Source organism: Streptomyces sp. NPDC015220, assembly GCF_043079345.1.
In the GTDB taxonomy this organism is placed as follows: domain Bacteria; phylum Actinomycetota; class Actinomycetes; order Streptomycetales; family Streptomycetaceae; genus Streptomyces.
This window is the reverse complement of record NZ_JBIBUK010000005.1, coordinates 302,698-326,710: the sequence shown is the minus strand read 5'-3', so window position 1 is coordinate 326,710 and position 24,013 is coordinate 302,698. Positions and strand designations below refer to the sequence as shown.

Sequence of the window (24,013 nt, the reverse complement as noted above, 5' to 3'; positions counted from 1 at the left end):
GTGATGACGCTAATTACCGTTAAGTAACCCAAATTTTAGGGGTCCGCCCGCGCGAGTGATACGTGAGCTTGGCGACAGCGGGGGACAGCAGGGACATTGCCCGGCGGAGAGCGCGGGCATGCCCCCGATATGCTCGGGCAGCGCATTGCCTTCATCCCTACTGGAGCAGCCCATGAGCCTCAAGATCACCGTGATCGGCACCGGCTATCTCGGCGCGACGCACGCCGCGGCCATGGCCGAGCTGGGGTTCGAGGTGCTGGGTCTCGACGTCGTCGCCGAGAAGATCGAGATGCTGCAGCGGGGCGAGGTCCCGATGTACGAACCGGGCCTGGAAGAACTGCTGCGCCGGCACGTGGCCGGGATCGAGGGCTCCACCGGGCGGCTGCGCTTCACCCGGGACTGGGCGGAGGCCGGCGCCTTCGGCGACGTCCACTTCATCTGTGTGAACACTCCTCAGAAGCACGGCGAGTACGCCTGCGACATGAGTCACGTCGACTCCGCGATCGCCTCCCTCGCCCCGCATCTGACCGGGCCCTCGCTGGTCGTCGGCAAGTCGACGGTGCCGGTCGGCTCGGCGGACCGCCTGGCCCGCACGATCGCCGAGCTGGCGCCCGCCGGCGAGGACGCGGAGCTGGCCTGGAACCCCGAGTTCCTGCGCGAGGGCTTCGCCGTCCAGGACACGCTGCACCCCGACCGGATCGTGGTCGGCGTGCGCGGCGAGCGCGCGGAGAAGCTGCTGCGCGAGGTGTACGCCACACCGGTCGGCGAGGGATCCCCCTTCGTGGTCACCGACTTCCCGACCGCCGAGCTGGTGAAGACCGCCGCGAACTCCTTCCTCGCCACGAAGATCTCCTTCATCAACGCGATGGCGGAGGTGTGCGAGGCGGCCGGCGGCGACGTGGCCAAGCTGGCCGAGGCGATCGGGTACGACGACCGGATCGGGAAGAAGTTCCTGCGCGCCGGCATCGGGTTCGGCGGCGGCTGTCTGCCCAAGGACATCCGGGCCTTCATGGCACGCGCCGGTGAGCTGGGCGCCGACCAGGCCCTGACGTTCCTGCGCGAGATCGACTCGATCAACATGCGCCAGCGCGGGCAGATGGTGGAGCTGGCCCGGCAGGCGCTGGGCGGCGGGCCGTTCCTCGGCCGGCGGATCGCGGTGCTCGGCGCCACCTTCAAGCCCGACTCCGACGACGTGCGCGACTCCCCCGCCCTCAACGTCGCCGGCCAGATCCACCTCCAGGGCGGCCAGGTCACCGTCTACGACCCCAAGGGCATGGACAACGCCCGCCGCGTCTTCCCCACCCTCGGCTACGCCGACTCCGCGCTGGAGGCGGTCCGGGGCGCCGACGCGGTGCTGCACCTCACCGAGTGGCGGGAGTTCCGCGAGCTGGACCCGGCCGAGCTGGGCGAGGCCGTGGCGACCCGGCTCGTGCTGGACGGCCGCAACGCGCTGGACCCCGAGCTGTGGCGGCGGGCCGGATGGACGTACCGGGCGATGGGCCGCCCGACGGCTTAGGCGCTGTCCGACGGCTTAGGCGCTGTCCGACGGCTTAGGCGCTGTCCGACGGCTTAGGCGCTGTCCGATGGCTTAGGCGCTGTCCGGCGGCGCCCGCCGGGAGCCGCCGGGGCGGGCGCGGGCGTACGGAAGACGCCGGTTCGGCCGAGGCTCAGTCGGCCGAACCGGCGTCTTCCCGCATTGTGCACCAACCGGGGCGGGGGTCAGCCCTCGCGCGCCCGGTAGCGGCGCATCTTCGCGCGTGCCCCGCACACCCGCATCGAGCACCAGCGGCCGCGGCCGGCCGGGCTGCGGTCGTAGTACGCCCAGTGGCAGGTGTCCGCCTCGCATGCCTTCAGCCGGGTCCAGGTGCCTGCGACCAGGGCTTCGGCGACCGCGGCCGCGACGCGGGAGAGCAGGGGGCCGGTGTCGGCCGGGGCGAGGGAGGCGGAGCCGTCCCGGGCGTCGACGGCCACCAGCAGCGGGGCCCGCGCCAGCAGTTCGCCCAGGGGAGCCACCTCGCGGTGCGGTGGGTGGCCGGCGTGGGCGAGCAGCGTCGCCCGCAGCGACTCGCGCAGTTCGCGCGCCGTGGGCAGTTCCGCCTCGCCGACGCCGAAGCGCGCCCGGACGTCCGGAGTGTCGAGCGAGTCGGCGCCCGTCTCGATGTCCAGCGTGTTCACCAGGGACTCGACCAGAGCCAGGCCCCCCGGTGCGGGCGATCTCTCACTCATGGCAGCGACCGTACTCCGTCTATTCCGTTGCGTCGTTACCGGCAATGGGCAAGCATGCGGTAACGGTTACTGGTTACCCGCTCCTACAGGTAACCCTCACTGATCCTTGGGAGGAAGTCATGGCTCTGGCCAAGCTGGGTGTCGTCGTCCTGGACTGTCCCGACCCGCGGGCGCTCGCCGGTTTCTACGCCGAGGTGGTGGGCGGGACCGTCGAGGGCGAGGGCGATTGGGTGAACCTGAAGGTGCCGGGCGGGCCGTCGCTGGCCTTCCAGGCGGCGCCCGGGTTCGTGCCGCCGAAGTGGCCGTCCGCCGACGCCTCGCAGCAGTTCCACCTCGATCTGGTCGTCGAGGACATGGACGCCGCGGAGAAGGGCGTGCTGGCGCTCGGCGCGAAGCCGCTGGACACGGAGGACCGCTCGCGCGACTTCCGGGTCTACGCCGACCCCGCCGGGCACCCGTTCTGCCTCTGCGCCTGCTGAGCGGAGTTCCGGTCGGCCGCCGCGGCGGGCCCCGGGGGCCCCGCTCCCCCGGCGCCGGCCCGGTGCACGGGCCGGCGCTCGCGTCCGGACGCGTCCCCTTCCGGCGGCACCGGCCTGCCGGTGCCGCCGGAAGGGGACGCCGGATCCCACCGGTCGGGCAGGTGAACCGACGCCCCCCGGTACCGGGGATCAGCCGTCCAGGTCCTCGATCGTCGCGTTGGACGGCGGCCGCGTGGCCCGCAGATCCCGGGCCACGTCCTCGGCGGCGCCCAGCACCCGCACCGCGTTCTGCCAGGTCAGCTTGGCCAGGTCGGTCCTCGACCAGCCGCGGTCCAGCAGTTCGGCGATCAGGTTCGGGTAACCGGAGACGTCGTTCAGGCCCTCGGGGGTGAAGGCCGTCCCGTCGTAGTCGCCGCCGATGCCGAGGTGGTCGACGCCCGCGACCTCGCGCATGTGGTCGAGGTGGTCGGCGACCGTGGCGACGGTGGCGACCGGACGGGGGTTGGTCTCCTCGAAGGCGCGGTGGACCTTCATGCCCTCCTCGGTGGTGTCGAGGTGGTGCAGGCCGTGCGCGCGCATGTTCTCGTCGGCCGCCGCGGTCCAGTCGACGGCGGCCTGGAGCACGAACTTCGGCACGAACGTCACCATCGCCATGCCGCCGTTGGCGGGCAGTCGCTCCAGGACGTCGTCCGGGACGTTGCGGGGGTGGTCGCAGACGGCCCGGGCGGAGGAGTGGGAGAAGATCACCGGGGCCGTGGAGGTGTCCAGGGCGTCCCGCATGGTCGTCGCGGCCACGTGGGAGAGGTCCACCAGCATGCCGAGGCGGTTCATCTCCCGCACCACCTCGCGGCCGAAGGCCGACAGTCCGCCCACGCCCGGCTCGTCCGTGGCCGAGTCCGCCCACGCCACGTTGTCGTTGTGGGTGAGCGTCAGGTAGCGCACGCCGAGCGCGTACAGGCCGCGCAGGGTGCCCAGCGAGTTCGCGATGGAGTGGCCGCCCTCGGCGCCCATCAGCGAGGCGATCCGGCCCTCACCGCGCGCCGCCTCCATGTCGGCGGCGGTCAGGGCGGGTGCCAGCCGGTCCGGGTAGCGGGCGAGGAGCTGCCGTACGCAGTCGATCTGCTCCAGCGTCGCGGGCACCGCGTCGGGCAGGTCCGCGCGGACGTACACCGACCAGTACTGCGCACCGACGCCGCCCTCGCGCAGACGGGGCAGGTCGGTGTGCAGGTGGGCGCCCTGACCGGTGGCGATGTCACGCGCGGCGAGGTCGTAGCGGACCTGCTCGCGCAGTGCCCAGGGCAGGTCGTTGTGGCCGTCGACGACCGGGAACTCGCGCAGCAGTTCCCGGGCCTGTTCGAGGGAGCTCACACGCTCACTTCCCCGGGCCGAAGCCGAAGCCGTTCGCGCCCTCGACCTTGGCGCGCAGCCGCTTGCCCTTCTCGGTGGCCTGGTCGTTGAGGTCCTGCTGGAACTCCCGCATCCGGGTCAGCAGGTCCTCGTCGTGCGCCGCCAGGATCCGGGCGGCGAGCAGGCCCGCGTTGCGCGCGCCGCCGACCGAGACCGTCGCGACCGGCACACCGGCCGGCATCTGCACGATGGAGAGCAGCGAGTCCATGCCGTCCAGGTACTTCAGCGGCACGGGCACGCCGATCACCGGCAGCGGGGTGACCGAGGCGAGCATGCCGGGCAGGTGGGCGGCGCCGCCCGCACCCGCGATGATCGCCTTCAGGCCGCGCTCGGCCGCGTGCTCGCCGTAGGCGATCATCTCGCGCGGCATGCGGTGCGCGGAGACGACGTCGACCTCGTAGGCGATCTCGAACTCGTCCAGGACCTTGGCGGCGGCCTCCATGACGGGCCAGTCGGAGTCCGACCCCATGACGATGCCCACCAGGGGGAAGGCGCGCGCGTCGGCGCTCGACGAGGGACGGTGGTCGGGCGACGGGTGGGCGGGGCTCATTCTGTGATGGTGCCTCTCAGGTAGCCGGCTGCGTGACGGGCGCGCTCCAGCACGTCGTCCAGGTCATCGCCGTAGGTGTTGACGTGCCCGACCTTGCGGCCGGGCTTCACGTCCTTGCCGTACATGTGGATCTTGAGCTGGGGGTCGCGGGCCATGCAGTGCAGGTACGCGGAGTACATGTCGGGGTAGTCCCCGCCGAGGACGTTCACCATGACCGTCCACTTCGCGCGCGGGCGCGGGTCGCCCAGCGGCAGGTCCAGGACCGCGCGGACGTGGTTGGCGAACTGCGAGGTGATCGCGCCGTCCATCGACCAGTGGCCTGAGTTGTGCGGGCGCATCGCCAGCTCGTTGACGAGGACGCGGCCGTCGCGGGTCTGGAACAGCTCCACGGCCAGGTGGCCGACGACGTCGAGCTCCTTGGCGATCCGCAGGGCCATCTCCTCCGCGTGCAGCGCGAGGTCCTCGTCCAGGTCGGGGGCGGGGGCGATCACCGTGTCGCAGACGCCGTCGACCTGCCGCGACTCCACGACCGGGTAGGCCACGGCCTGGCCGTGCGGGGAGCGTACGACGTTGGCGGCCAGCTCGCGGACGAAGTCGACCTTCTCCTCGGCCAGGACGGGGACACCGGCCCGGAACGGGGCGGCGGCCTCCTCGACCGAGTCGACCACCCACACGCCCTTGCCGTCGTAGCCGCCGCGGACGGTCTTCAGGACCACGGGGAAACCGCCCGCCCGCCGCCCGTCGCCGCCCTCGCCGGAGGACTCCTCCAGCTCGGCGGCGAAGGCGGCCACGTCCTGTGGATCGGTCACGATGCGGTGCCGGGGGCACGGCACGCCCAGCGCGTCGAGCTTCGCGCGCATCACGCCCTTGTCCTGGGCGTGCACGAGCGCGTCGGGACCGGGGCGCACGGGGATGCCGTCCGCCTCCAGGGCCCGCAGGTGCTCGGTGGGGACGTGCTCGTGATCGAAGGTGATCACGTCGCAGCCCCGCGCGAAGGCGCGCAGCGTCTCCAGGTCGCGGTAGTCGCCGATGACGACGTCGCTCACGACCTGTGCCGCGGAGTCCTGGGGTGTGTCACTGAGAAGCTTGAACCTGATGCCGAGCGGGATGCCCGCCTCGTGTGTCATACGAGCGAGCTGGCCACCGCCGACCATGCCGACTACCGGGAACGTCACGCCCCTAGGGTATCGGCCGCGCCGACGCGGCCGGATCCCGCGCTTGCCGCCCGCCCGCCGAACGCTCCCCGAACGGCTCCCTCACCGTCTCTTTCCCGCCTTTTCCGGGACTCTTTCCGACCCGTTCCCCAGCTCGTGCCCGGTCCGCAGGCGCGGGCCCGGGCCGCTGGATAGCATGGCGGGGTTACGAAACCGACCCGGACGGGGGCCTGCACGACCATGGGACATGGTTCCTCGGGGCGCCGAGCGGCGCCTCCGGACGCCCCGACACCTCCGTCCTCCCCTGTTCCCCGGGGCGCGCTGCTGCGGCGCGCCGGCCGGGTCTGGAGCGAGGTCGCCAAGTTCGGCGCGGTGGGCGGAGCGGGACTCCTCGTCAATCTGCTCGTGTTCAACCTGGTGCGACACATCACCGACCTCCAGGTGGTCCGGGCGAGCGTCATCGCGACCATCGTCTCGATCGTCTTCAACTACGTCGGTTTCCGCTACTTCACGTACCGGGACCGGGACAAGAGCGGCCGTACCCGGGAACTGACCCTGTTCCTGCTGTTCAGCGCGGTCGGTCTGGTGATCGAGAACGGCGTGCTGTTCCTGGCGACCTACGGCTTCGGCTGGGACAGCCCGCTGCAGAGCAACGTCTTCAAGTTCCTCGGCATCGGCATCGCGACCCTGTTCCGCTTCTGGTCCTACCGCACCTGGGTGTTCCGCGCCCTGCCCGGCCAGGGGGCCGGCGGGGAGACGGGGCACGGGGCCGGGCTCGAGGCCGGCCCGGAGACCGTGGCCTACGCGGAGTCCTATCTGCGGGCCGAGTCGAAGAAGCCGCGGCCTAAGGCCTTCCGCTAGCGGCTCGGCGGTCCGCCGTCCCCGGTGGCGGCAGGCGGTGTCCCAGGGCCGCCGCCACCGCTCGCCGTTCGCCTACCGCACCGTCGGCAGGTCCTCCGCCGGCTTCTTCGCCGGTGGCGTGCGCGAGAGGAACAGGCCGAACACCGGCGGCTGGGCCTGGAGCAGCTCCAGACGGCCGCCGTCGGCCTCCGCCAGGTCGCGGGCGACCGCCAGTCCGATACCGGTGGAGTTGCGTCCGCTGATCGTGCGTTCGAAGATCCGGGCGCCCAGGTCGGCGGGGACCCCGGGTCCCTCGTCGGTGACCTCCACGACCGCCTGGTTGCCGGTCACACGGGTGCGCAGTGCCACCGTGCCGCCGCCGTGCATGAGGGAGTTCTCGATCAGCGCGGCCAGCACCTGGGCGACCGCGCCCGGGGTGCCCACCGCCCGCAGGTGCCGCTTGCCGGAGCTGACGATGGCCCGGCCGGCGCTGCGGTAGGCGGGGCGCCACTCGGCGATCTGCTGCTGGATGACCTCGTCGATGTCGAAGGCGACGGCGGAGCCGGTGCGCGGGTCGCGCGAGTTCGTCAGCAGGCGTTGCACCACGTCGGTCAGCCGCTCGACCTGGGTGAGCGCGACGTTCGCCTCCTCCTTCACCGTCTCCGGGTCGTCGGTGAGGGTGATCTCCTCCAGGCGCATGGACAGCGCGGTCAGCGGAGTGCGGAGCTGGTGGGAGGCGTCGGCGGCCAGGCGCCGCTCGGCGGTCAGCATGCGGGCGATGCGCTCGGCGGAGCCGTCCAGCACGTCGGCGACGCGGTCCAGCTCGGGGACGCCGTACCGCTTGTGACGGGGGCGCGGGTCGCCCGAGCCGAGGCGTTCGGCGGTCTCGGCGAGGTCGGTGAGCGGCGAGGCGAGGCGGTTGGCCTGGCGGATCGCGAGGAGCACCGCGGCCACCACCGCCAGCAGCGCGACCAGCCCGATGATCAACAGGGTGCGGCCGACCTCGCGGGTGACGGACGAGCGGGGCTCCTCGATCCGGACCGTCTCGCCCTGCTCGCCCCTGGCCGTGGAGTGGATCACCTCCCCGGACACCTTGTCGCCCACCTTGATCGGTGGGCGCCCGGGGATGCCGATCACCGCGTACTGGCCCGGCGCCACCTGGTCGCGCAGGATCTCCCCGTTGACGGTCTCCGCGCCCAGCAGCCGGCTGTCGACGATGCTGGCCAGCCGCAGCGCCTCGGAGTCGACCCGCTCCTGCGCGCTGTTGCTGATCGTCCGGGTCTCCACGATCACCAGGGAGACGCCGAAGACGGCGATCACGACGAGCACCACGGCGAGCGTGGACTGGATCAGTCGTCGGCGCATGACCTCTTACCTGCCGGGACCCGGGCCGCGGGGCCGCTCAGCTCTTCTCGAAACGGAAGCCGACGCCCCGTACCGTCGCGATGTACCGGGGGTTCGCCGCGTCGTCGCCGAGCTTCTTGCGCAGCCAGGAGATGTGCATGTCGAGGGTCTTGGTCGACGACCACCAGGTGGTGTCCCAGACCTCGCGCATGAGCTGGTCCCGGGTGACGACCCGGCCCGCGTCCCGCACGAGCACCCGCAGCAGGTCGAACTCCTTCGCGGTGAGCTGGAGTTCCTCGTCGCCCATCCAGGCGCGGTGGGACTCCACGTCGATGCGCACGCCGTGGGTGGCGGGCGGCTGCTGCGGCTCGGCGGCGCCGCGCCGCAGCAGGGCCCGTACCCGGGCGAGCAGTTCGGCGAGCCGGAACGGCTTGGTCACGTAGTCGTCGGCGCCCGCGTCCAGGCCGACGACGGTGTCCACCTCGTCGGCGCGCGCGGTGAGGATCAGGATGGGCACGGTGTGGCCGTCGGCCCGGAGCCGGCGGGCGACCTCCAGGCCGTCCATACCGGGCAGACCGAGGTCCAGCACGACCAGGTCGACACCGCCCTGCATTCCGGCGTCGAGCGCGGTGGGTCCGTCCTCACGCACCTCGACCTCGTAACCTTCCCGGCGCAGTGCGCGGGCCAGCGGCTCCGAGATGGACGCGTCGTCCTCGGCGAGCAGTACACGGGTCATGGAGTGATGGTAGTCCGCCCGCGCCACCCCCCGGGGCGGTGCTGCGGTGTGATCGACATCCGGTGCTCTTACCTTCCCGCCTGCCGGTACGCACCCGCCGCACAGGGTGTCGCGGGCTCTCCACCGGTCCCTCGCGAACCGTCCACCGCGTCCGGCACGGCCGGTGGACCCATGGTGCGATCCTTGCTTACACCTTCGAATGGGTGTGTGCGGTTCCGTCGCTTCCTGTGATCCGTGTCTCAAGTCCTTCCATATCAGGCAGTGTCCTGCCGTATGGTGAGCTGAACGCCTGTAGCACGCAGCGGGCCTTCGGCGCTTGTACGACGTCGAAGGTCCCTTTTGCGTGCGGGCCGGTTCTGCCCGGCCTTGAAAGGAATGACCTAGGGCCGGGCCTCGCTGGACGCATCGTCGCGCCGCGGGGCGTGGATCCCGGTGGCCGCCGTCCGCCGTCCCGCGACCCGGGACGGACTCCCCTGGGCGTGGGGTGGACGACAGGCCCTGCCGGTGCCGGCCAGCCCCCCACCGGGCGCGCACCCGCTCGTCGAGGCGCGTCCCGACCAGCAAGGAACGACCATGGCGTCCAGCCTGACGAAGGACTCGGTCCGTCCGGGCACCCCCGGTTCCGAGAAGACCTTCTTCGGCCACCCCCGCGGCCTGGCCACACTCTTCATGACCGAGATGTGGGAGCGCTTCTCCTACTACGGCATGAAGGCCCTGCTCCCGCTGTACCTGGTGGCCCCGGCCGGGCTCCACATGAACGCGGCCACCGCGACCGCGATCTACTCGGTGTACCTGTCGCTCGTCTACCTGCTCGCCCTGCCGGGCGGCTGGGTCGCGGACCGGGTCCTCGGTCCGCGCAAGACGGTGGCGGTCTCCGGCGTGGTGATCATGCTGGGTCACCTGCTGCTGGCCGTGCCCCTGGCGGGCACCTTCTACGCCGGCCTCGGTCTGGTCGCCATCGGTTCCGGTCTGCTGAAGTCGAACATCTCCACGATGGTCGGCCACCTCTACAAGGGCCCGGACGACCCGCGCCGTGACGGTGGGTTCTCCATCTTCTACGTGGGCATCAACCTCGGCGGTTTCATCGCCCCACTGGTCATCGGCACCATCGGCGAGAACGTCAACTGGCACCTGGGCTTCGCCCTCGCCGCGCTCGGCATGGCCGTGGGCCTGGGCCAGTTCCTGCTGGGCAGCCGCCACCTGTCCAAGGACTCGGACATCGTCCCGAAGCCGCTGACCCCCGCCGAGAAGGCGTCCACGCTGCGCAAGTCCGCCCTGTGGGCGGCCGTCGCGGTGGTCTTCTACGCGATCGTCGGCTTCTCCGGCGTGTACACGCTGAACTGGCTGCTGGTCCCGATCACCGCCGCCGGTCTGCTCATCCCGGTGCTGGTCATCGCCCGCATCAAGCGGGACAAGGAGCTCGACCGCGCCGAGCAGTCCAAGATGTCGGCGTACATCTGGTTCTTCGTCGCCGCCGCCGTGTTCTGGATGATCTACGACCAGGGTGGTTCGACCCTCTCGCTCTTCGCCGAGGAGTCCGCGAAGAACAGCGTCTTCGGCTGGGAGTTCCCGGTCTCCTGGTACCAGTCGGTCAACCCGGTCATGATCATGGCGCTGGCGCCGGTCTTCGCCTGGCTGTGGCTCGCGCTGAACCGGCGCGGCAAGGAGCCGAGCACGGTCGTGAAGTTCGCCTCCGGCCTGGTGCTCGTCGGTCTCTCCTTCTTCCTCTTCCTCCTGCCGCTGGGGATCGCCGACGGCGGTCACAAGGCGGCCGCGCTGTGGCTGGTCGGCATCTACTTCGTGCAGACCGTGGGTGAGCTGACCCTCTCCCCGGTGGGTCTGTCGGTCACCACGAAGATGGCGCCCGCCAAGTACGCCTCCCAGATGATGGGTGTGTGGTTCCTGGCCGTCACCGCCGGTGACGCCACCACCGGCCTGCTCTCCATCGCCGGCGTCAACCTCAACAAGACGGGCATCGTGACGCTGGAGGCCGCCCTCGCGGTCGTCGCGGGCGTGGCGGTGTGGATGTACCGCAAGAGGGTCAAGGAGCTCATGGGCGACGTGCACTGACGCGCCCGGGCCGTACCGCGTGCCCGCGTGGGCGCGTGGCACGGCCCCGCCGTTCCACCGAGGGCCACCGCATCCCGTACGGACGCGGTGGCCCTCCGGCGTTCCCGGACGGCGGGCGGACGGCCCCGCGCGGGACCGGACGGCGGGCGGACGGCCCTGCGCGGGACCGGACGGCGGACGGGCGGCCCCGCGCGGGACCGGACGGCGGACGGGCGGCCCCGCGCGGGACCGGACGGCGGACGGGCGGCCCCGCGCGGGACCGGACGGCGGACGGGCGGCCCGGCGCAGCCCCGCGCAGGACCGTACGGCGGCGCGCACCCGGCGACGGCCTCGGCGCCCCGGCCGCCGACCGGCGCCGGTACTCCGGCCGCCGACCGACGCCGGGTGCTCCGGCCGTGGCACGACGCGAAGCGCGCCGGACCCGTGGGGTCCGGCGCGCTGGAGAGGGAGAGGCGCCGCCGAAAAGGCGCCACCCGGCGAGGGCGGCGTCCGGCGTAACGCCGGCCTAGGCGGGCGCTCCGAGCTCCGCCCACACCTTCTTGCCCGCGATGCCCGGGGCGCGTACGACGCCCCAGTCGAGGCACAGGCGCTGGACGATGAACATGCCGTGGCCGCCGGGGCGACCGGCGCGGTGCGGGGTGCGCGGGGCGGGCTGGCCGGTGCCGCGATCGGAGACCTCGATGCGGATCACCTTGTTGTCGCAGGTGAGCTCCATCTGCTCCGGGCCCTCGGCATGCAGGCAGGCGTTGGTGACCAGCTCGGAGACGACGAGGAGCACGTCCTCGGCGGCCGCCCGCTGGTCGGCGGAGCCGGCGGGCAGCCAGCCCCACGCGTACAGCGCCTGGCGGGTGAAGTCGCGGGCGAGCGGCACGACGCCGCTCTCGCCGTCGAAGCCCAGCCTGCGGACCTGACGGCCCCCCGACGGGACCGCCGGCACGGCCGCCGCGGACGCCGACGCGCCGCCCTCGGACACCCCGGAAGCGCCGCTCGGCTCCGGGCCGCGGTCGCCCGGCGAGCAAGGCCGGGTGGTGCTCATCAGCGCTTCACCTCACCGATTCACCAGTTCACGATTCAGAAATCACTGCACACGTACATGGGGTACACCCCTACACACGCAATAAGCCGCTCTCCGGCTCCCGGTCCGGGCCACCGGTCCGTTCACAGGATGACTCCTGCCCGACCGATCCCGCTGAACACCCCCCGTTTTCCGGCCCCTGGGACATGACGCCCGGCACGGGCCGGCCCGAGGACGCCGCTGGATCCGGACGAGACACGTCGCCGGTCCGGCGGACCGGCTCAGCCGGTCTCGTCGGCCAGAGCCTCCTCGAGCGTGGCGTGGACGCTGAAGACCGCGTCCGCCCCGGTGATCTCGAACACCCGGGCGACCACCGGCAGCATCCCGGCGAGATGCACACCTCCCCCGGCCGCCTCCGCCTTGAGCCGCGCTCCGAGCAGCACGTTCAGCCCCGTGGAGTCGCAGAACTCCAGGCGCGAACAGTCCACCACCAGGCGCGAGCGCCCCTTGTCGAGGCACTCGTCGAGCGGCTCACGCAGCAGATCGGCCGTGTGGTGGTCCAGTTCACCCGCCGGTGTCACGACGGCGCTGGAACCCTCTTGGCGCACCTCCACCAGAAGCCGGCCCGACTGTGCACTGCCGACCGTCCCGCGGTCCATGCCGTCTCTCTCTCCCGGTGTCTTGGCTGCTGACTGACGTGCTCGAACATTACGCCTTCCCGCACCGCTCCAACACCCGAACAACCGCACACAAACGGACATATCTCCACAGAACGCACTTGCGGCTGCCCAGGTAAAGCGGGTAGGGCTAGTAGAGACACGCACCCGACACGGCCGGCTTTGGAGGCGCCGCACACCGCAGTGCACGAACTGGCTTCGGCAGCCTTATGCCGAGAACGATGGAGGACATCATGTCATCCCGGCTCGACGCCTCGCACACCCCGAGGGCGACGTCGACACCCACTCCGGTCCGCCAGGGGCCGATCGGCGCAGAGGACGCTCTGGCCGGACTCCCGGACATCCCCCCGTACGACGAGGTGGCCCCGGACGACGCCCGGGCCCTGTCCGTCACCCTCTTCGAGCGCCTGGAGTCCCTGGAGGAAGGGACCCACGAGTACTCGTACGTGCGCAACACCCTCGTCGAACTCAACCTCGCCCTGGTCAAGTTCGCCGCCTCCCGCTTCCGCTCCCGCAGCGAGCCCATGGAGGACATCATCCAGGTCGCCACCATCGGCCTGATCAAGGCGATCGACCGTTTCGAGCTCTCTCGCGGCGTCGAGTTCCCGACCTTCGCGATGCCAACCATCATCGGCGAGATCAAGCGCTTCTTCCGGGACACCTCGTGGTCCGTGCGCGTTCCGCGCCGGCTCCAGGAACTGCGGCTGGAACTGGCCAAGGCCGGTGACGAACTGGCCCAGCGGCTGGACCGCGCCCCCACCGTCGCGGAACTGGCCGGACACCTCGGTCTGTCCGCCGAGGAGGTGGTCGAGGGCATGGCGGCGTCGAACGCGTACACCGCCTCGTCGCTGGACGCCCAGCCCGAGGAGCACGAGTCCGAGGGCGCGCTCGCGGACCGCATCGGCTACGAGGACCACGGGATCGAGGGCATCGAGTACGTCGAGTCGCTGAAGCCGCTGATCGCCGAACTGCCCTCCCGGGACCGCAAGATCCTGTCCCTGCGGTTCGTCGCCAACATGACCCAGTCGGAGATCGGCGAGGAACTGGGCATCTCGCAGATGCACGTCTCACGGCTGCTGTCGCGCACGCTGGTGCGCCTGCGCAAGGGGCTCATGGTCGTGGAGTGACCGGAGGACCGGATGACATGCCGCTGCGTCCGGCGCCCGAGCGGGCGCCGGACGGGCGTTCCCGTCGCCGGTCCGCTCCTCAGACCTCGCGCACGCCCCGCCGCCACACCTGGTCCACCAGGGGCACACCCGGACGGTAGGCCAGGTGGACGTGGCTGGGGGCGTCGAGGACGATCAGGTCGGCACGGGCGCCGGGGGCGAGCCGGCCGACGTCGTCGCGGCGCAGGGCCGCCGCGCCGCCCGCGGTGGCCGACCAGACCGCCTCGTCCGGCGTCATCCCCATGTCCCGTACCGCCAGCGCGATGCAGAACGGCACCGAGGACGTGAAGGACGAGCCGGGGTTGCAGTCGGTGGACAGGGCGACGGTGGCGCCGGCGTCCAGGAGGCGGCGGGCGTCGGGCCACTCGGCGCGGGTGGAGAACTCGGCGCCGGGCAGCAGCGTGGCGACCGTGCCGCTGTGGGCGAGCGCGTCGACGTCCGCGTCGGTGAGGTGGGTGCAGTGGTCGGCGCTGGCCGCGTCGAGTTCGACGGCGAGCTGCACACCGGGGCCGTGGGAGAGCTGGTTGGCGTGGACGCGCGGGCGCAGCCCCGCGGCCCTGCCCGCCGTGAGGATCGCGCGGGCCTGGTCGCCGTCGAAGGCGCCCTTCTCGCAGAAGACGTCGATCCAGCGGGCGTGCGGGGCGCAGGCCCGGAGCATCTCACCGGTGACCAGGGCCACGTAGGCCGCGGGGTCCTCGGCGTAGTCCGGGGAGACGATGTGCGCGCCGAGGTAGGTGACCTCGTCGGTGTGCCGGGCGGCGATGCGCAGGGCGCGGGCCTCGTCGGCGACGGTGAGCCCGTAGCCGGACTTGGTCTCGAACGTCGTGGTGCCCTGGCGCAGGGCCTCGGCGAGGTACCGGGTGAGGTTGGCCTCCAGTTCCCCGTCGCTCGCGGCGCGGGTGGCGGCGACCGTGGTGCGGATGCCGCCGGCGCTGTAGGCCCGGCCGGACATGCGGGCGTTGAACTCCTCGGTGCGGTCGCCCGCGAACACCAGGTGCGAGTGGGAGTCCACGAAGCCCGGGAGCACCGCCCTGCCGCCCGCGTCGATCCGCCGGTCGGCGGCGGGCGCCCGGCCCGACTCCCCGGTCCACGCGACGCGGTCGCCGTCGATGACGACGGCCGCGTCCCGGACCAGGCCGAGCGGGGACCCGTCGCCCAGCCGGGGGTCGTTGGTGACGAGCGTGGCGATGTTGGTGATGACGGTGCTGGTGCTGGTGCTCGCGCTGGTCATGGTGTCCTCGGTGATGGCGTCGGGATTCAGCCGCGCAGGGCTTCGACGGCGGCGGTCAGGGCCCGCGGCACGTCGGGTACGAGGGTGTGCGCGCCGTCGCGCACGATGTGCCGCCCGGCCACGACCGTGTGCCGCACGTCCGCCGCGGTAGCCGCGAACACGGCCGTCTCGGCGCCGAGTCGGGGCAGTGTCCCCGCGGTCCTGACGGAGTCCAGCGCGATCGTCGTGAAGTCGGCGAGGGCGCCGGGGGCGAGGGTGCCCGCCTCGGTCCAGCCGAGGGCCGCGTGGCCGTCGGCGGTGGCGGCGCGCAGCAGCGCGGCGGCCGTCCAGTGACCTCGGGTCCGGCTGCGCAGCCGCTCGTTCAGCTCCATCGCGCGGGCCTCTTCGAGCAGGTCGATGACGGCGTGGCTGTCGGAGCCCAGGGAGAGGGGGGAGCCGGCGCGCTGGAGGGCGAGGGCGGGTCCGATGCCGTCGGCCAGGTCCCGCTCCGTGGTCGGGCACATGCAGGTGCCGGTGCCGGAGTCGCCGAGCAGGGCGATGTCGGCGTCGGTGAGGTGGGTGTTGTGCACACCTGTCGTGCGCGGGCCGAGGACGCCGTGGTCGGCGAGCAGCCGGGTCGGCGTGCAGCCGTGGGCCTCCAGGCAGGCGTCGTTCTCGGCGGTCTGCTCGGACAGGTGCACATGGAGCGGGGCGTGCCGCTCCTCGGCCCACCGTGCCACCGTGGCCAGCTCCCGCGCGGGCACGGCCCGCACCGAGTGGACGGCGGCGCCGATGCGCGCGTGCTCCCGCTCCTCCAGCCGCGAGCAGCGTTCGGCCCAGGCCTCGGCGGTGCCGTCGCTGAAGCGGAGCTGGTGGTGGCCGGGGGGCTGTCCGAAGCCGGCGGACAGGTAGCAGGTGTCCAGCAGGGTGATGCGCACCCCGGCCTCGGCGGCGGCCGCGATCAGGGCCTCGCCCATCGCGTTGGGGTCGGCGTAGCGGGTGCCGCCGGGGGCGTGGTGGACGTAGTGGAACTCGCCGACCGCCGTGATCCCGGCCAGCGCCATCTCGGCGTACACCGCGCGGGCGAGCGCGTGGTAGGTCTCCGGGGTGAGCCGGTCGGCGGTGGCGTACATGACCTCGCGCCAGGTCCAGAAGGTCCCGGAGCCGACCTGGACGGTGCCGCGCAGGGCCCGGTGGAAGGCGTGGCTGTGGGCGTCGGCGAGCCCGGGGAGGGTGAGGCCGCGCAGGGGTTCGGCGCCCGGGGGCGCGGTGGGCACGCCCGTGCGGACGGCCGCGATGCGGCCGTCGCGCACGTCGAGCGCCACGCCCGGCTCGACGTGCGTGCCGAGCCAGGCCCGCTCCAGCCAGTACGACCGCGTCCGCTGGGTGTCGCTCACGTGCAGGCCAGTCCTTCCAGTACGTCGGCGAGTGCGCGCACCCCGGCCACGCAGTCGTCCTCGGCCGCGAACTCGGCCGGGGAGTGCGAGACACCGGTGGGGTTGCGCACGAACAGCATGGCGGTCGGGATGCTCCCGGACAGGATTCCGGCGTCGTGTCCGGCGCCGGTGCCGAGGACGGGAACCGTGCGGCCGGTGGTCCGGCCCAGGATGCGGGCGAGTTCGTCGCGCAGGGCGTGGTCGAACTCCACCACGGGCGTGAAGGACTCGCGGACCACGTCGAGGTCCACCCCGTGGGCCGCGGCGTACTCGCGGGCCGCCTTCTCGACACCGGTGACCACCGCGTCCAGGCTCTGCTGGTCGGCGGCGCGGGAGTCGAGCCAGCCGCGCACCAGGGACGGGATGGCGTTGACCCCGTTCGGTTCCACGGCGATCTTGCCGAAGGTGGCGACGGCGCCGGCGAGTTCGGCCTCGCGCCGGGCGGCCAGCACCGTCTCGGCGTACGACAGCATCGGGTCGCGCCGGTCGGCCGTCCGGGTGGTGCCGGCGTGGTTGGCCTCGCCCCGGAAGTCGAACCGCCACCGCCCGTGCGGCCAGATCGCGCCGGCGACGCCGACGGGGTCCCCGGTGAGGTCGAGGGCCCGCCCCTGCTCGACGTGGAGTTCGACGAAGGCCCCGATGCGCGCGAGGCGCTCCGGGTCCGGGCCGACGGCGTCGGGGTCGTAGCCGGCGGCCTCCATGGCCCCGGGCAGGGTGATGCCGTCACCGTCCGTCAGCCGGCGCGCCCGCTCGGCGGTGAGCCGGCCCGCGGTCAGCCGCGAGCCGACACAGGCCAGCCCGAACCGCGCGCCCTCCTCGTCACCGAAGTTGACGACGGCGAACGGCCTGGTGAACCGCGCTCCCCCGCGGCGCAGTTCGTCCAGCGCGGCGAAGGCCGACACCACCCCGAGGGGCCCGTCGAAGGCGCCGCCGTCGGGCACCGAGTCCAGGTGCGAGCCGGTCACCACGGCGTCCCCGGCGGCGGGGTCCCCGAGCCAGGCCCACTGGTTCCCGTTCCGGTCGACCTCGTGGAACAGGCCCCGTGCCCGGGCCTGGTCCTCGAACCAGGCCCGGCACTCGGCGTCGGCCGCGCTCCACGCGAACCGGCGGTAGCCGCCGGACCCGGAATGGCGCCCGACGGGAGCGAGCTCCCGCCACATCTCGTGGAAGGAACTCCCGGTCGCGGGCCGCGGGGTCCCACCGTCCTCGCACCGCACCGGGCGCGGGGCCTCGTTCGGCTCGGCGCCGGGGGCCCCCGCCGGGCCGGAGCCGGCCTCGGGTCCCCTGGGGAGGGCGGGCACGGCCGGGACGGCATCCGGCGACGGCACCGGACCGCTGCCGCCGCGGCCGTCGCTGCCGGAGGTCACGCGCCCTCACCCTCGCGCATCGGCACCCGCACGCCCCGCTCGTTGGCCACCGACTCCGCGATGTCGTACCCGGCGTCCACGTGCCGGATCACGCCCATGCCGGGGTCGTTGGTGAGGACCCGGCGGATCTTCTCGCCGGCGAGCGCAGTGCCGTCGGCGACCGTCACCTGGCCGGCGTGGATGGAGCGGCCCATGCCGACCCCGCCGCCGTGGTGGACGGAGACCCACGACGCGCCCGACGCCACGTTCACCATGGCGTTGAGCAGCGGCCAGTCGGCGATCGCGTCGGACCCGTCGAGCATGGCCTCGGTCTCCCGGTACGGGGAGGCGACGGAGCCGCAGTCGAGGTGGTCGCGGCCGATGACGACCGGCGCGGCGAGTTCACCGCTCGCGACCATGTCGTTGAACCGCTCGCCGGCCTTGTCCCGCTCGCCGTAGCCGAGCCAGCAGATGCGTGCGGGCAGGCCCTGGAAGTGGACGCGCTCACCGGCCATCTTGATCCAGCGCGCCAGGGACTCGTTCTCGGGGAACAGTTCCAGGATCGCCTTGTCGGTCCTGGCGATGTCGGACGCCTCGCCCGACAGCGCGGCCCAGCGGAACGGGCCCTTGCCCTCGCAGAACAGCGGCCGGATGTAGGCGGGGACGAACCCGGGGAAGGCGAACGCCCGGTCGTACCCCGCCAGTCGGGCCTCGCCGCGGATCGAGTTGCCGTAGTCGAAGACCTCGGCGCCGGCGTCCATGAAGCCGACCATCGCCTCCACGTGCCGGGCCATGGACTCCCGGGCCCGGGTGGTGAAGCCCGCCGGGTCCTTGGCGGCGGCCTCGGCCATGTCCTCGAAGGCGACGCCGACCGGCAGGTACGACAGCGGGTCGTGGGCTGAGGTCTGGTCGGTGACGATGTCGATGGGCGCGCCCATGGCGAGGAGCTGCGGGACCAGCTCGGCGGCGTTGCCGAGGACGCCGATGGACAGCGGCCTGCGCTGGTCGCGCGCCTCGACGGCCAACTGGAGGGCGTGGTCGAGGGAGTCGGCCCGCACGTCCAGGTAGCGGTGCTCGATGCGGCGCTCGATGGCGCGCGGGTCGCAGTCGACGCAGAGGGCGACGCCGTCGTTCATCGTCACCGCGAGCGGCTGGGCGCCGCCCATGCCGCCGAGGCCGGCGGTGAGGGTGATCGTCCCGGCGAGCGTGCCGCCGAACTTCTTGGCGGCGACGGCGGCGAAGGTCTCGTAGGTGCCCTGGAGGATGCCCTGGGTGCCGATGTAGATCCAGGAGCCGGCGGTCATCTGGCCGTACATGGTCAGGCCGAGGGCCTCCAGGCGGCGGAACTCCTCCCAGTTCGCCCAGTCGCCGACGAGGTTGGAGTTGGCGAGCAGGACGCGCGGCGCCCACTCGTGGGTCTGCATGACGCCGACGGGGCGGCCGGACTGGACGAGCATCGTCTCGTCCGCCTTGAGGGTCCGCAGGGTGCGGACCATGGCGTCGAAGGAGCGCCAGTCGCGGGCCGCCCTGCCGGTGCCGCCGTAGACGACCAGCTTGTCGGGGTGTTCGGCGACCTCGGGGTCGAGGTTGTTCTGGAGCATCCGCAGGGCGGCCTCCTGCTGCCATCCCAGGGCGCTCAGTTCCGTGCCGCGCGGTGCTCGAACAGGGCGGGGTCCTGACATGGTCTGCCTCCTGGCGGTCGCTTCCACGGGATTGTTGGTGCGCCTATTCACATCCTGAACCTCTGAATAGAGCTAGTCAATACACGGGCCCGCCACGGCGGCGCCCGGGAGCGGCCGGGTGAGCCGGGCGGACGGCGGAGGACCGAGCGCCACGGCGCACCACGGCGGACCACGGGCGGACCACGCCGGGTCGCCGGGAACGGCGCCGGACGGCGGCCGACATCGGTGAACGGGACCGCGGGAGCGGGAGGGAGCCGCGCGGGCGGCCACCGCGGACCGCGGAACGGAGCGGGGGCGAAGGGGCGCGCGGCGGCGGCCCGGCGACGCGCCCGTGCGTCCGGGCGCCCGAGGACATGCCGGAGGCCCCGGCACAACCGGTACGAAAACCCGGTCAGTCGACCCACGTTAGCCCCTCGGTCGCATGTTCCACCGGAAAATGCCGTAACCCTCGTCGCCCCCGTGCACCGTGCGTAGCGTCTGCCCCACTCAGGCCGAACCCCAGGCGGGAGGGGAGCACACGGTGCCCGGAATCGACGAGTGCCTGCTGGAAGCCATGCGGCTGCCCGGAGCCAGGGGCGCCGCGCTGGTCGACTGGACGAGCGGACTGGCCCTGGGCACCGTCGGGGAGTCCCCGGGCGGCGACCACGAGACCACCGCGGCGGAGGCCGCAGAACTGGCCCGGCTCGCCGCCGAGCACGGGGCGTTCGCCGCCGCCGACGAACCCGGCGGCGAACGCCCCCCGGTGGAGGACCTGATCGTCAGCAACCGGGACAGCTACCACCTGCTGCGGTTCGTGGACACCTCCTTCGACAGCAGCGTGTTCCTGCACCTGTGGCTGACGCGCGCGGAGGGCAACCTCGCCCTGGCACGCATACGCCTGGGCGAGATGGCCGAGCGGCTGGTGCTGGGATGACCGTGCTCGACACCCCTCCCCCGCCCCGGCTGCCGGTACGGGACAAGGCGGCAGCCGTGGAACGGGACCGGGGCGGCGTCTCGCCGATGCTGATCCGGCTCGCCGAGGAGCGGGCCACCGGCGTCCTGGTCCGCGAACGCGGCACCCTCCATCTGGCGGACGGCCTGGTGACGTACGTGGAGAGCCCACTGGCCCCGGGCCTGGACGCCCTGCTCACCGCGCACGGCACGGTGCGCTCCGACGTCTGGCGGGACGCGCTCGCCCGGGCCGACGAGGACCGCGGCGCCGCACGGTTCCTGCTGGCCGGCGGCCACCTGGCCGAGGGCGCCCTGCAACTGTGCCACCTGGGCGCGCTCTACGACGCCGCCTACTTCGCCCTCGCCCCGAGCAGCACCCCGGGCCGCTTCCGCTACGGCCCCGCCCACCGGCTCGGCCCCGTCCTGCCGGTCCCGGTCGCCGCCCTGGAACGCGAGACACTGCGCCGCCGCGACCTGCTGCACCGCATCTGGCCCGACCCACGGCCGGACAGCGCCCCGCTGACGCGGACGCACACCACCGCGGCGCCGAGGCCCACCCCCCGCCAGCAGGCCCTCCTCGACCGTGCCGACGGCACCCGCACGGCCACCGACCTGGCCCGGGAACTGGGCCGGCAGGCGTTCCACACGCTCGTGGACGTACGACGGCTGGCGGCCGCGGGCCTCCTCGCGCCACAGCCGCCGCCCTCGCCGCAAGCGCCGGACACCGGGCAGGAACCCTGGCCGGGACCCCGGCAGCACCAGAACACGGACACCGGACCGGACCCCTGGCCGACTCCCGGGGCGGCCGCCCGGCCCAACCCCGGCACGGTCTGCCGGCCGGACCCCGGCACGGTCTGCCGGCCGGACCCCGGACCGGCGCCCTACGCCACCGAACAGCTCGCGCACACCACCGACCCCCACATCACGCTGCTGAAAAGGCTCAGGGATGCGCTGGAGGCCCTTTGAGAGGAGACACCGGATGGCAGCCGAGCCCGAGATCCTGGACGAGCTGCGCCGGCTGAGAGCCCGAGTCCCGCAGCTCACCGGCGCCCTCGCCGCGAGCGTCGACGGCCTCGTACTGGCCCACGACACCCCGGGCGTGGAGCCGGAGAGCGTGGCCGCCCTGACCGCGACCGCGCTCGGCGTCGCCGTACGCATGACGGACCTGACCGGCCAGGGCGGCCTGCGCGAACTGCTCGTGCGGGGCGACCACGGCTACGTCGCCACCTACGCGGCCGGCCGCACCGCCGTGCTGACCCTGCTCGCCCAGGACCGCGTCAACGTCGGCCGCCTCCATCTGGAGGGCCGCCGGGCCGGCGCCCGCATCGGTGAAATCGTCGACGCCGAGGCGACGGCCCGGGACACCGGCCGGGCGCCGGCGAGGCCCGCGAGAGCGGCCGCCAGGACCACCGCCCCACACACCAGAACCACCCGCGCGGCCCGCGCCACGGGCACCGCGCCAGGCCCCAACACGCCTGCCGCAACCGAAAGCTGACGGAACAAGGAGACCCGGCCATGGCCAACACCGAGACCTGCCTGAAGGAAGCGCTCGCCTCCATCGAGGGCGCCACCGGAGTCGCGCTCGTCGACTACACCAGCGGCATGGCGCTGGGCACGATGGGCGGCAGCAAGACCTTCGACCTGAACGTCGCCGCCGCCGGCAACACCGACGTCGTCCGGGCCAAGATGCGCACCATGGAACACCTCGGCCTCAAGGGCGAGATCGAGGACATCCTGATCACCCTGACCGACCAGTACCACCTGATCCGCCTGCTCAGCGGGCGCGGCGGCAACGGCCTCTTCCTCTACCTGGCCCTGGACGCCAAGCGCGCCAACCTGGCCATGGCCCGCCACCAGCTGAAGAGGATCGAACAGGACCTGGAGGTCTGACCCGCCCGCCCACCAGGACAGTGCCCCCCTCCCGCGAGGACAGCGCCTCCTGGTGACGCGGCAGACGATGCCCGCCCGTGAGGGAGCGGCGTCCGGTGCGCGCTCCGGGTCCCCTGTCCGAAGAACCGGGGAAGGCGCGCCGGGCGCCGCGACAGGGCGAACGTCACCTGCCGCGGGACTGGACGAGTGACGCCGTGCGGCGGCGTGCCCCGCCCGGGGCCGCGTCACCCGCCGCGACTCCCGTGCCGCGGTAGCCCTTGACCGCTGGGCCCGCGGGGCGCCCGCCGCGCCGGCCCAGCCAGTCGACCCGCACCCACAGCAGCATGTCCCCGGCCAGCTCCTGCCGGCCGAGCCACGCCGCCTTCAGCCACAGCCCGGCCCCGGCGCCGGCCAGCAGCAGCCCGCCGGCCGCCGGCACGGCGAAGCAACTGCCCAGCGCGCCCACGAAGGCCCCCAGCAACCACCAGCGGTGCCCCCGGCGCCAGGCGCCGACGCTCACCGCCCGGTCCAGCAGGACGTCGTGACGTCCGGCCCGGGCGGCACCGCGGACGAGATCCCGGTAGCGGCGTCGCCGGGCACCGGCCACGACGGCCGCCGTCACCAGGAACAGCGCGGCCCCCGACAGAACACCGATCCGGCGCCCGGTCAGCCCCGGCACCAGCAGCCCGATCCCGGCCGCGAACACCCCGAGCCACCACATCGGCGCCGCCCCGGCCCGTACGACGACGGCCACCCGGGCCAGTCCCTGCCCCCCACGCCCTCCGCGTACCACGTGCTCTCTCCCTCTCACCCGGCGCCCTTCCACCAGGGCGGGCAGGCTAGCGAGCCTTCGTGAGACGAGTCTGAGAGCGCCCCGGGACGACAGCACCCCGGGACGACAGCGGCCGGGGACCGGAAGCCACCGCAGCGGGAAGCCTCCCGGACCAGCCGATCCGCCCCGGGGCACGCGAGCGGCGGCCCGTGGGCAGTGGCCCGCGGCTCAGTCCACGAACAGTCCCCGCGCCGCCGCGGCGGCGTCGAACTCCTCCAGTCGCGCCTGCGCCTCCGGCAGGTCGTCGCACATCGCCTCCAGCAGCATCCGGCCCAGCAGCATCGGCGCGCAGGCGGTGTCGAAGGCGAGCCCGGTCCCCACGGCCGCGGGCAGCAGCAGGTCGGAGTACTTCGCGACCGGCGCGAAGGCGGAGTCGGCGACCGTGACGACGGTCAGCCCCGCGTCCCTGGCGTAGGCGAGGGTCTCCACGACCTCCCGCGGATGCCTCGGCAGGGCGAAGCACAGCAGCGTCGACGCGCCCGCCCGCACGGCGCCGTCGATACGGTCCTGGACCATCGTGCCGCCCTCGTGCAGCAGACGTACGTCCGGGTGGACCTTGCCCGCGAAGTACGCGAAGCCGTAGGCCTGCGAGGCCGCCGCGCGCAGGCCCAGCACCGGCAGCGGACGCGAGGCCGCGAGCAGCCGGCCCGCCTGCCGCACCGGCCCCGGATCGGCCAGCGCCTCCGCCAGGTGCCGCAGGTTCTCGATCTCCGCCTCGACGGCCTGCTGGTACTCGTTGTACGACGCCGGACGGCCGGCCGGTTCGGCGGGCGCGACCTCCCGCAGATGACGGCGGAGCGCCGGGTAGCCGTCGAAACCGAGGGCGACCGCGAAGCGGGTCACCGACGGCTGGCTGACCCCGGCCAGCTCGGCCAGCTCCACACTGGACAGGAACGGCACGTCGGCGGCGCGCCGCACCATGCTGTGCGCGATGCGCCGCTGGGTCGGCGTGAGCCGGCGCCCCTCGAAGAGCGCCTGCAGCCGTGCGGCAGGGCTGTCGGTCACGCTCATGACGTGCTCCCCCTCCAGAAGTCGTCGACGCCC

General features: G+C 73.2%; 23 protein-coding genes. 9 read left to right on the top strand and 14 right to left on the bottom strand.

Annotation, left to right across the window (positions count from 1 at the left end):
* Positions 1 to 172 precede the first annotated feature (172 nt).
* Positions 173 to 1,516: a UDP-glucose dehydrogenase family protein gene (locus ACF061_RS15035; RefSeq protein ID WP_392267291.1), complete on the top strand. Its 1,344-nt coding sequence runs from the start codon at positions 173 to 175 to the stop codon at positions 1,514 to 1,516.
* Positions 1,517 to 1,719: 203 nt separating this feature from the next.
* On the opposite strand, the gene ACF061_RS15030 is transcribed toward ACF061_RS15035, so the two are convergent.
* Positions 1,720 to 2,226: a CGNR zinc finger domain-containing protein gene (locus tag ACF061_RS15030; RefSeq protein WP_392267290.1), complete on the bottom strand. Its 507-nt coding sequence runs from the start codon at positions 2,224 to 2,226 to the stop codon at positions 1,720 to 1,722.
* A 119-nt stretch (positions 2,227 to 2,345) separates the two neighbouring features.
* Here ACF061_RS15030 and ACF061_RS15025 point away from each other — a divergent pair, with 119 nt between their 5' ends.
* Positions 2,346 to 2,705 carry a VOC family protein gene (locus tag ACF061_RS15025; RefSeq protein WP_392267289.1) on the top strand — a complete coding sequence of 120 codons (360 nt, stop codon included), beginning with the start codon at positions 2,346 to 2,348 and terminating at the stop codon, positions 2,703 to 2,705.
* 189 nt (positions 2,706 to 2,894) lie between these two features.
* Here the strand turns inward: ACF061_RS15025 and ACF061_RS15020 are convergent, their stop codons facing one another.
* The 3 genes from ACF061_RS15020 to ACF061_RS15010 form a co-directional block, all read right to left on the bottom strand.
* Positions 2,895 to 4,073, bottom strand: coding sequence for a dipeptidase (locus ACF061_RS15020; RefSeq protein ID WP_392267288.1), 1,179 nt, complete (start codon positions 4,071 to 4,073; stop codon positions 2,895 to 2,897).
* Positions 4,074 to 4,077: 4 nt separating this feature from the next.
* Positions 4,078 to 4,593 (bottom strand): 5-(carboxyamino)imidazole ribonucleotide mutase, encoded by a 516-nt coding sequence (gene purE / locus ACF061_RS15015; RefSeq protein WP_392267331.1) that lies wholly within the window; start codon positions 4,591 to 4,593, stop codon positions 4,078 to 4,080.
* Between the two features lie 65 nt (positions 4,594 to 4,658).
* Complete coding sequence (locus ACF061_RS15010; protein WP_392267287.1) at positions 4,659 to 5,837, bottom strand: 5-(carboxyamino)imidazole ribonucleotide synthase; 1,179 nt, start codon at positions 5,835 to 5,837, stop codon at positions 4,659 to 4,661.
* 219 nt (positions 5,838 to 6,056) lie between these two features.
* On the opposite strand from ACF061_RS15010, the gene ACF061_RS15005 reads away from it, so the two are divergent.
* Positions 6,057 to 6,677, top strand: a complete 621-nt coding sequence (locus tag ACF061_RS15005; RefSeq protein ID WP_392267286.1) for a GtrA family protein — start codon at positions 6,057 to 6,059, stop codon at positions 6,675 to 6,677.
* A 72-nt stretch (positions 6,678 to 6,749) separates the two neighbouring features.
* Here the strand turns inward: ACF061_RS15005 and ACF061_RS15000 are convergent, their stop codons facing one another.
* Both ACF061_RS15000 and ACF061_RS14995 read right to left on the bottom strand, forming a co-directional pair.
* Positions 6,750 to 8,021 carry an ATP-binding protein gene (locus ACF061_RS15000; protein ID WP_392267285.1) on the bottom strand — a complete coding sequence of 424 codons (1,272 nt, stop codon included), beginning with the start codon at positions 8,019 to 8,021 and terminating at the stop codon, positions 6,750 to 6,752.
* A 37-nt stretch (positions 8,022 to 8,058) separates the two neighbouring features.
* Positions 8,059 to 8,736 carry a response regulator transcription factor gene (locus ACF061_RS14995; RefSeq protein WP_020940464.1) on the bottom strand — a complete coding sequence of 226 codons (678 nt, stop codon included), beginning with the start codon at positions 8,734 to 8,736 and terminating at the stop codon, positions 8,059 to 8,061.
* A gap of 573 nt (positions 8,737 to 9,309) precedes the next feature.
* On the opposite strand from ACF061_RS14995, the gene ACF061_RS14990 reads away from it, so the two are divergent.
* Positions 9,310 to 10,806 (top strand): oligopeptide:H+ symporter, encoded by a 1,497-nt coding sequence (locus ACF061_RS14990; protein WP_392267284.1) that lies wholly within the window; start codon positions 9,310 to 9,312, stop codon positions 10,804 to 10,806.
* A gap of 505 nt (positions 10,807 to 11,311) precedes the next feature.
* Here the strand turns inward: ACF061_RS14990 and ACF061_RS14985 are convergent.
* Together ACF061_RS14985 and ACF061_RS14980 are read right to left on the bottom strand one after the other, a co-directional pair.
* On the bottom strand, positions 11,312 to 11,842 hold the full coding sequence (locus ACF061_RS14985; RefSeq protein WP_392267283.1) for an ATP-binding protein: 531 nt from the start codon (positions 11,840 to 11,842) through the stop codon (positions 11,312 to 11,314).
* 260 nt (positions 11,843 to 12,102) lie between these two features.
* Positions 12,103 to 12,480: an STAS domain-containing protein gene (locus ACF061_RS14980; protein WP_392267282.1), complete on the bottom strand. Its 378-nt coding sequence runs from the start codon at positions 12,478 to 12,480 to the stop codon at positions 12,103 to 12,105.
* Between the two features lie 239 nt (positions 12,481 to 12,719).
* On the opposite strand from ACF061_RS14980, the gene ACF061_RS14975 reads away from it, so the two are divergent.
* Positions 12,720 to 13,625 carry an RNA polymerase sigma factor SigF gene (locus tag ACF061_RS14975; protein WP_392267281.1) on the top strand — a complete coding sequence of 302 codons (906 nt, stop codon included), beginning with the start codon at positions 12,720 to 12,722 and terminating at the stop codon, positions 13,623 to 13,625.
* A gap of 79 nt (positions 13,626 to 13,704) precedes the next feature.
* Here the strand turns inward: ACF061_RS14975 and hutI are convergent, their stop codons facing one another.
* The 4 genes from hutI to hutU all read right to left on the bottom strand — a co-directional run bounded on the left by hutI (position 13,705) and on the right by hutU (position 19,338).
* Positions 13,705 to 14,895 (bottom strand): imidazolonepropionase, encoded by a 1,191-nt coding sequence (hutI, locus tag ACF061_RS14970; RefSeq protein ID WP_392267280.1) that lies wholly within the window; start codon positions 14,893 to 14,895, stop codon positions 13,705 to 13,707.
* Between the two features lie 26 nt (positions 14,896 to 14,921).
* On the bottom strand, positions 14,922 to 16,271 hold the full coding sequence (locus ACF061_RS14965; protein ID WP_392267279.1) for a formimidoylglutamate deiminase: 1,350 nt from the start codon (positions 16,269 to 16,271) through the stop codon (positions 14,922 to 14,924).
* Positions 16,268 to 17,527 carry an allantoate amidohydrolase gene (locus ACF061_RS14960; protein WP_392267330.1) on the bottom strand — a complete coding sequence of 420 codons (1,260 nt, stop codon included), beginning with the start codon at positions 17,525 to 17,527 and terminating at the stop codon, positions 16,268 to 16,270. Before ACF061_RS14960 ends, ACF061_RS14965 begins: the two co-directional genes overlap by 4 nt.
* Before the next feature lie 146 nt (positions 17,528 to 17,673).
* Entirely contained in the window at positions 17,674 to 19,338 is a 1,665-nt protein-coding gene (gene hutU / locus ACF061_RS14955; protein ID WP_392267278.1) for a urocanate hydratase, read from the bottom strand.
* 520 nt (positions 19,339 to 19,858) lie between these two features.
* On the opposite strand from hutU, the gene ACF061_RS14950 reads away from it, so the two are divergent.
* From ACF061_RS14950 to ACF061_RS14935, 4 genes are read left to right on the top strand one after another with little or no spacing between them, the layout of a single operon-like run.
* Positions 19,859 to 20,251, top strand: a complete 393-nt coding sequence (locus tag ACF061_RS14950; protein WP_392267277.1) for a hypothetical protein — start codon at positions 19,859 to 19,861, stop codon at positions 20,249 to 20,251.
* The gene (locus ACF061_RS14945) at positions 20,248 to 21,234 is read left to right on the top strand and encodes a hypothetical protein (protein WP_392267276.1); all 987 of its coding nucleotides are present in this window, start codon (positions 20,248 to 20,250) and stop codon (positions 21,232 to 21,234) included. The genes ACF061_RS14950 and ACF061_RS14945 overlap by 4 nt, the downstream gene beginning before the upstream one ends.
* 13 nt (positions 21,235 to 21,247) lie before the next feature.
* Positions 21,248 to 21,763 (top strand): roadblock/LC7 domain-containing protein, encoded by a 516-nt coding sequence (locus tag ACF061_RS14940; protein WP_392267275.1) that lies wholly within the window; start codon positions 21,248 to 21,250, stop codon positions 21,761 to 21,763.
* Between the two features lie 20 nt (positions 21,764 to 21,783).
* A complete protein-coding gene (locus ACF061_RS14935) occupies positions 21,784 to 22,158 on the top strand; it encodes a hypothetical protein (protein ID WP_392267274.1) in 375 nt (124 codons plus the stop codon).
* Positions 22,159 to 22,321: 163 nt separating this feature from the next.
* Here the strand turns inward: ACF061_RS14935 and ACF061_RS14930 are convergent, their stop codons facing one another.
* Entirely contained in the window at positions 22,322 to 22,858 is a 537-nt protein-coding gene (locus tag ACF061_RS14930; RefSeq protein ID WP_392267329.1) for a hypothetical protein, read from the bottom strand.
* A 279-nt stretch (positions 22,859 to 23,137) separates the two neighbouring features.
* On the bottom strand, positions 23,138 to 23,980 hold the full coding sequence (locus ACF061_RS14925; protein ID WP_392267273.1) for a MurR/RpiR family transcriptional regulator: 843 nt from the start codon (positions 23,978 to 23,980) through the stop codon (positions 23,138 to 23,140).
* Between the last annotated feature and the right edge of the window lie 33 nt (positions 23,981 to 24,013).

What these genes read in the sequence shown, in the direction of transcription:
- ACF061_RS15000 (WP_392267285.1), bottom strand. Translation starts at nt 8,021, where the DNA reads ATGCGCCGACGACTGATCCAGTCCACGCTCGCCGTGGTGCTCGTCGTG.
- ACF061_RS14945 (WP_392267276.1), top strand. Translation starts at nt 20,248, where the DNA reads ATGACCGTGCTCGACACCCCTCCCCCGCCCCGGCTGCCGGTACGGGAC.
- ACF061_RS14925 (WP_392267273.1), bottom strand. Translation starts at nt 23,980, where the DNA reads ATGAGCGTGACCGACAGCCCTGCCGCACGGCTGCAGGCGCTCTTCGAG.
- hutI (WP_392267280.1), bottom strand. Translation starts at nt 14,895, where the DNA reads ATGACCAGCGCGAGCACCAGCACCAGCACCGTCATCACCAACATCGCC.
- ACF061_RS14935 (WP_392267274.1), top strand. Translation starts at nt 21,784, where the DNA reads ATGGCCAACACCGAGACCTGCCTGAAGGAAGCGCTCGCCTCCATCGAG.
- ACF061_RS15005 (WP_392267286.1), top strand. Translation starts at nt 6,057, where the DNA reads ATGGGACATGGTTCCTCGGGGCGCCGAGCGGCGCCTCCGGACGCCCCG.
- ACF061_RS14930 (WP_392267329.1), bottom strand. Translation starts at nt 22,858, where the DNA reads ATGTGGTGGCTCGGGGTGTTCGCGGCCGGGATCGGGCTGCTGGTGCCG.
- ACF061_RS15025 (WP_392267289.1), top strand. Translation starts at nt 2,346, where the DNA reads ATGGCTCTGGCCAAGCTGGGTGTCGTCGTCCTGGACTGTCCCGACCCG.
- ACF061_RS14940 (WP_392267275.1), top strand. Translation starts at nt 21,248, where the DNA reads ATGGCAGCCGAGCCCGAGATCCTGGACGAGCTGCGCCGGCTGAGAGCC.
- ACF061_RS15035 (WP_392267291.1), top strand. Translation starts at nt 173, where the DNA reads ATGAGCCTCAAGATCACCGTGATCGGCACCGGCTATCTCGGCGCGACG.
- ACF061_RS14995 (WP_020940464.1), bottom strand. Translation starts at nt 8,736, where the DNA reads ATGACCCGTGTACTGCTCGCCGAGGACGACGCGTCCATCTCGGAGCCG.
- ACF061_RS15030 (WP_392267290.1), bottom strand. Translation starts at nt 2,226, where the DNA reads ATGAGTGAGAGATCGCCCGCACCGGGGGGCCTGGCTCTGGTCGAGTCC.
- ACF061_RS14985 (WP_392267283.1), bottom strand. Translation starts at nt 11,842, where the DNA reads ATGAGCACCACCCGGCCTTGCTCGCCGGGCGACCGCGGCCCGGAGCCG.
- ACF061_RS14980 (WP_392267282.1), bottom strand. Translation starts at nt 12,480, where the DNA reads ATGGACCGCGGGACGGTCGGCAGTGCACAGTCGGGCCGGCTTCTGGTG.
- ACF061_RS14990 (WP_392267284.1), top strand. Translation starts at nt 9,310, where the DNA reads ATGGCGTCCAGCCTGACGAAGGACTCGGTCCGTCCGGGCACCCCCGGT.
- ACF061_RS14975 (WP_392267281.1), top strand. Translation starts at nt 12,720, where the DNA reads ATGGAGGACATCATGTCATCCCGGCTCGACGCCTCGCACACCCCGAGG.
- hutU (WP_392267278.1), bottom strand. Translation starts at nt 19,338, where the DNA reads ATGTCAGGACCCCGCCCTGTTCGAGCACCGCGCGGCACGGAACTGAGC.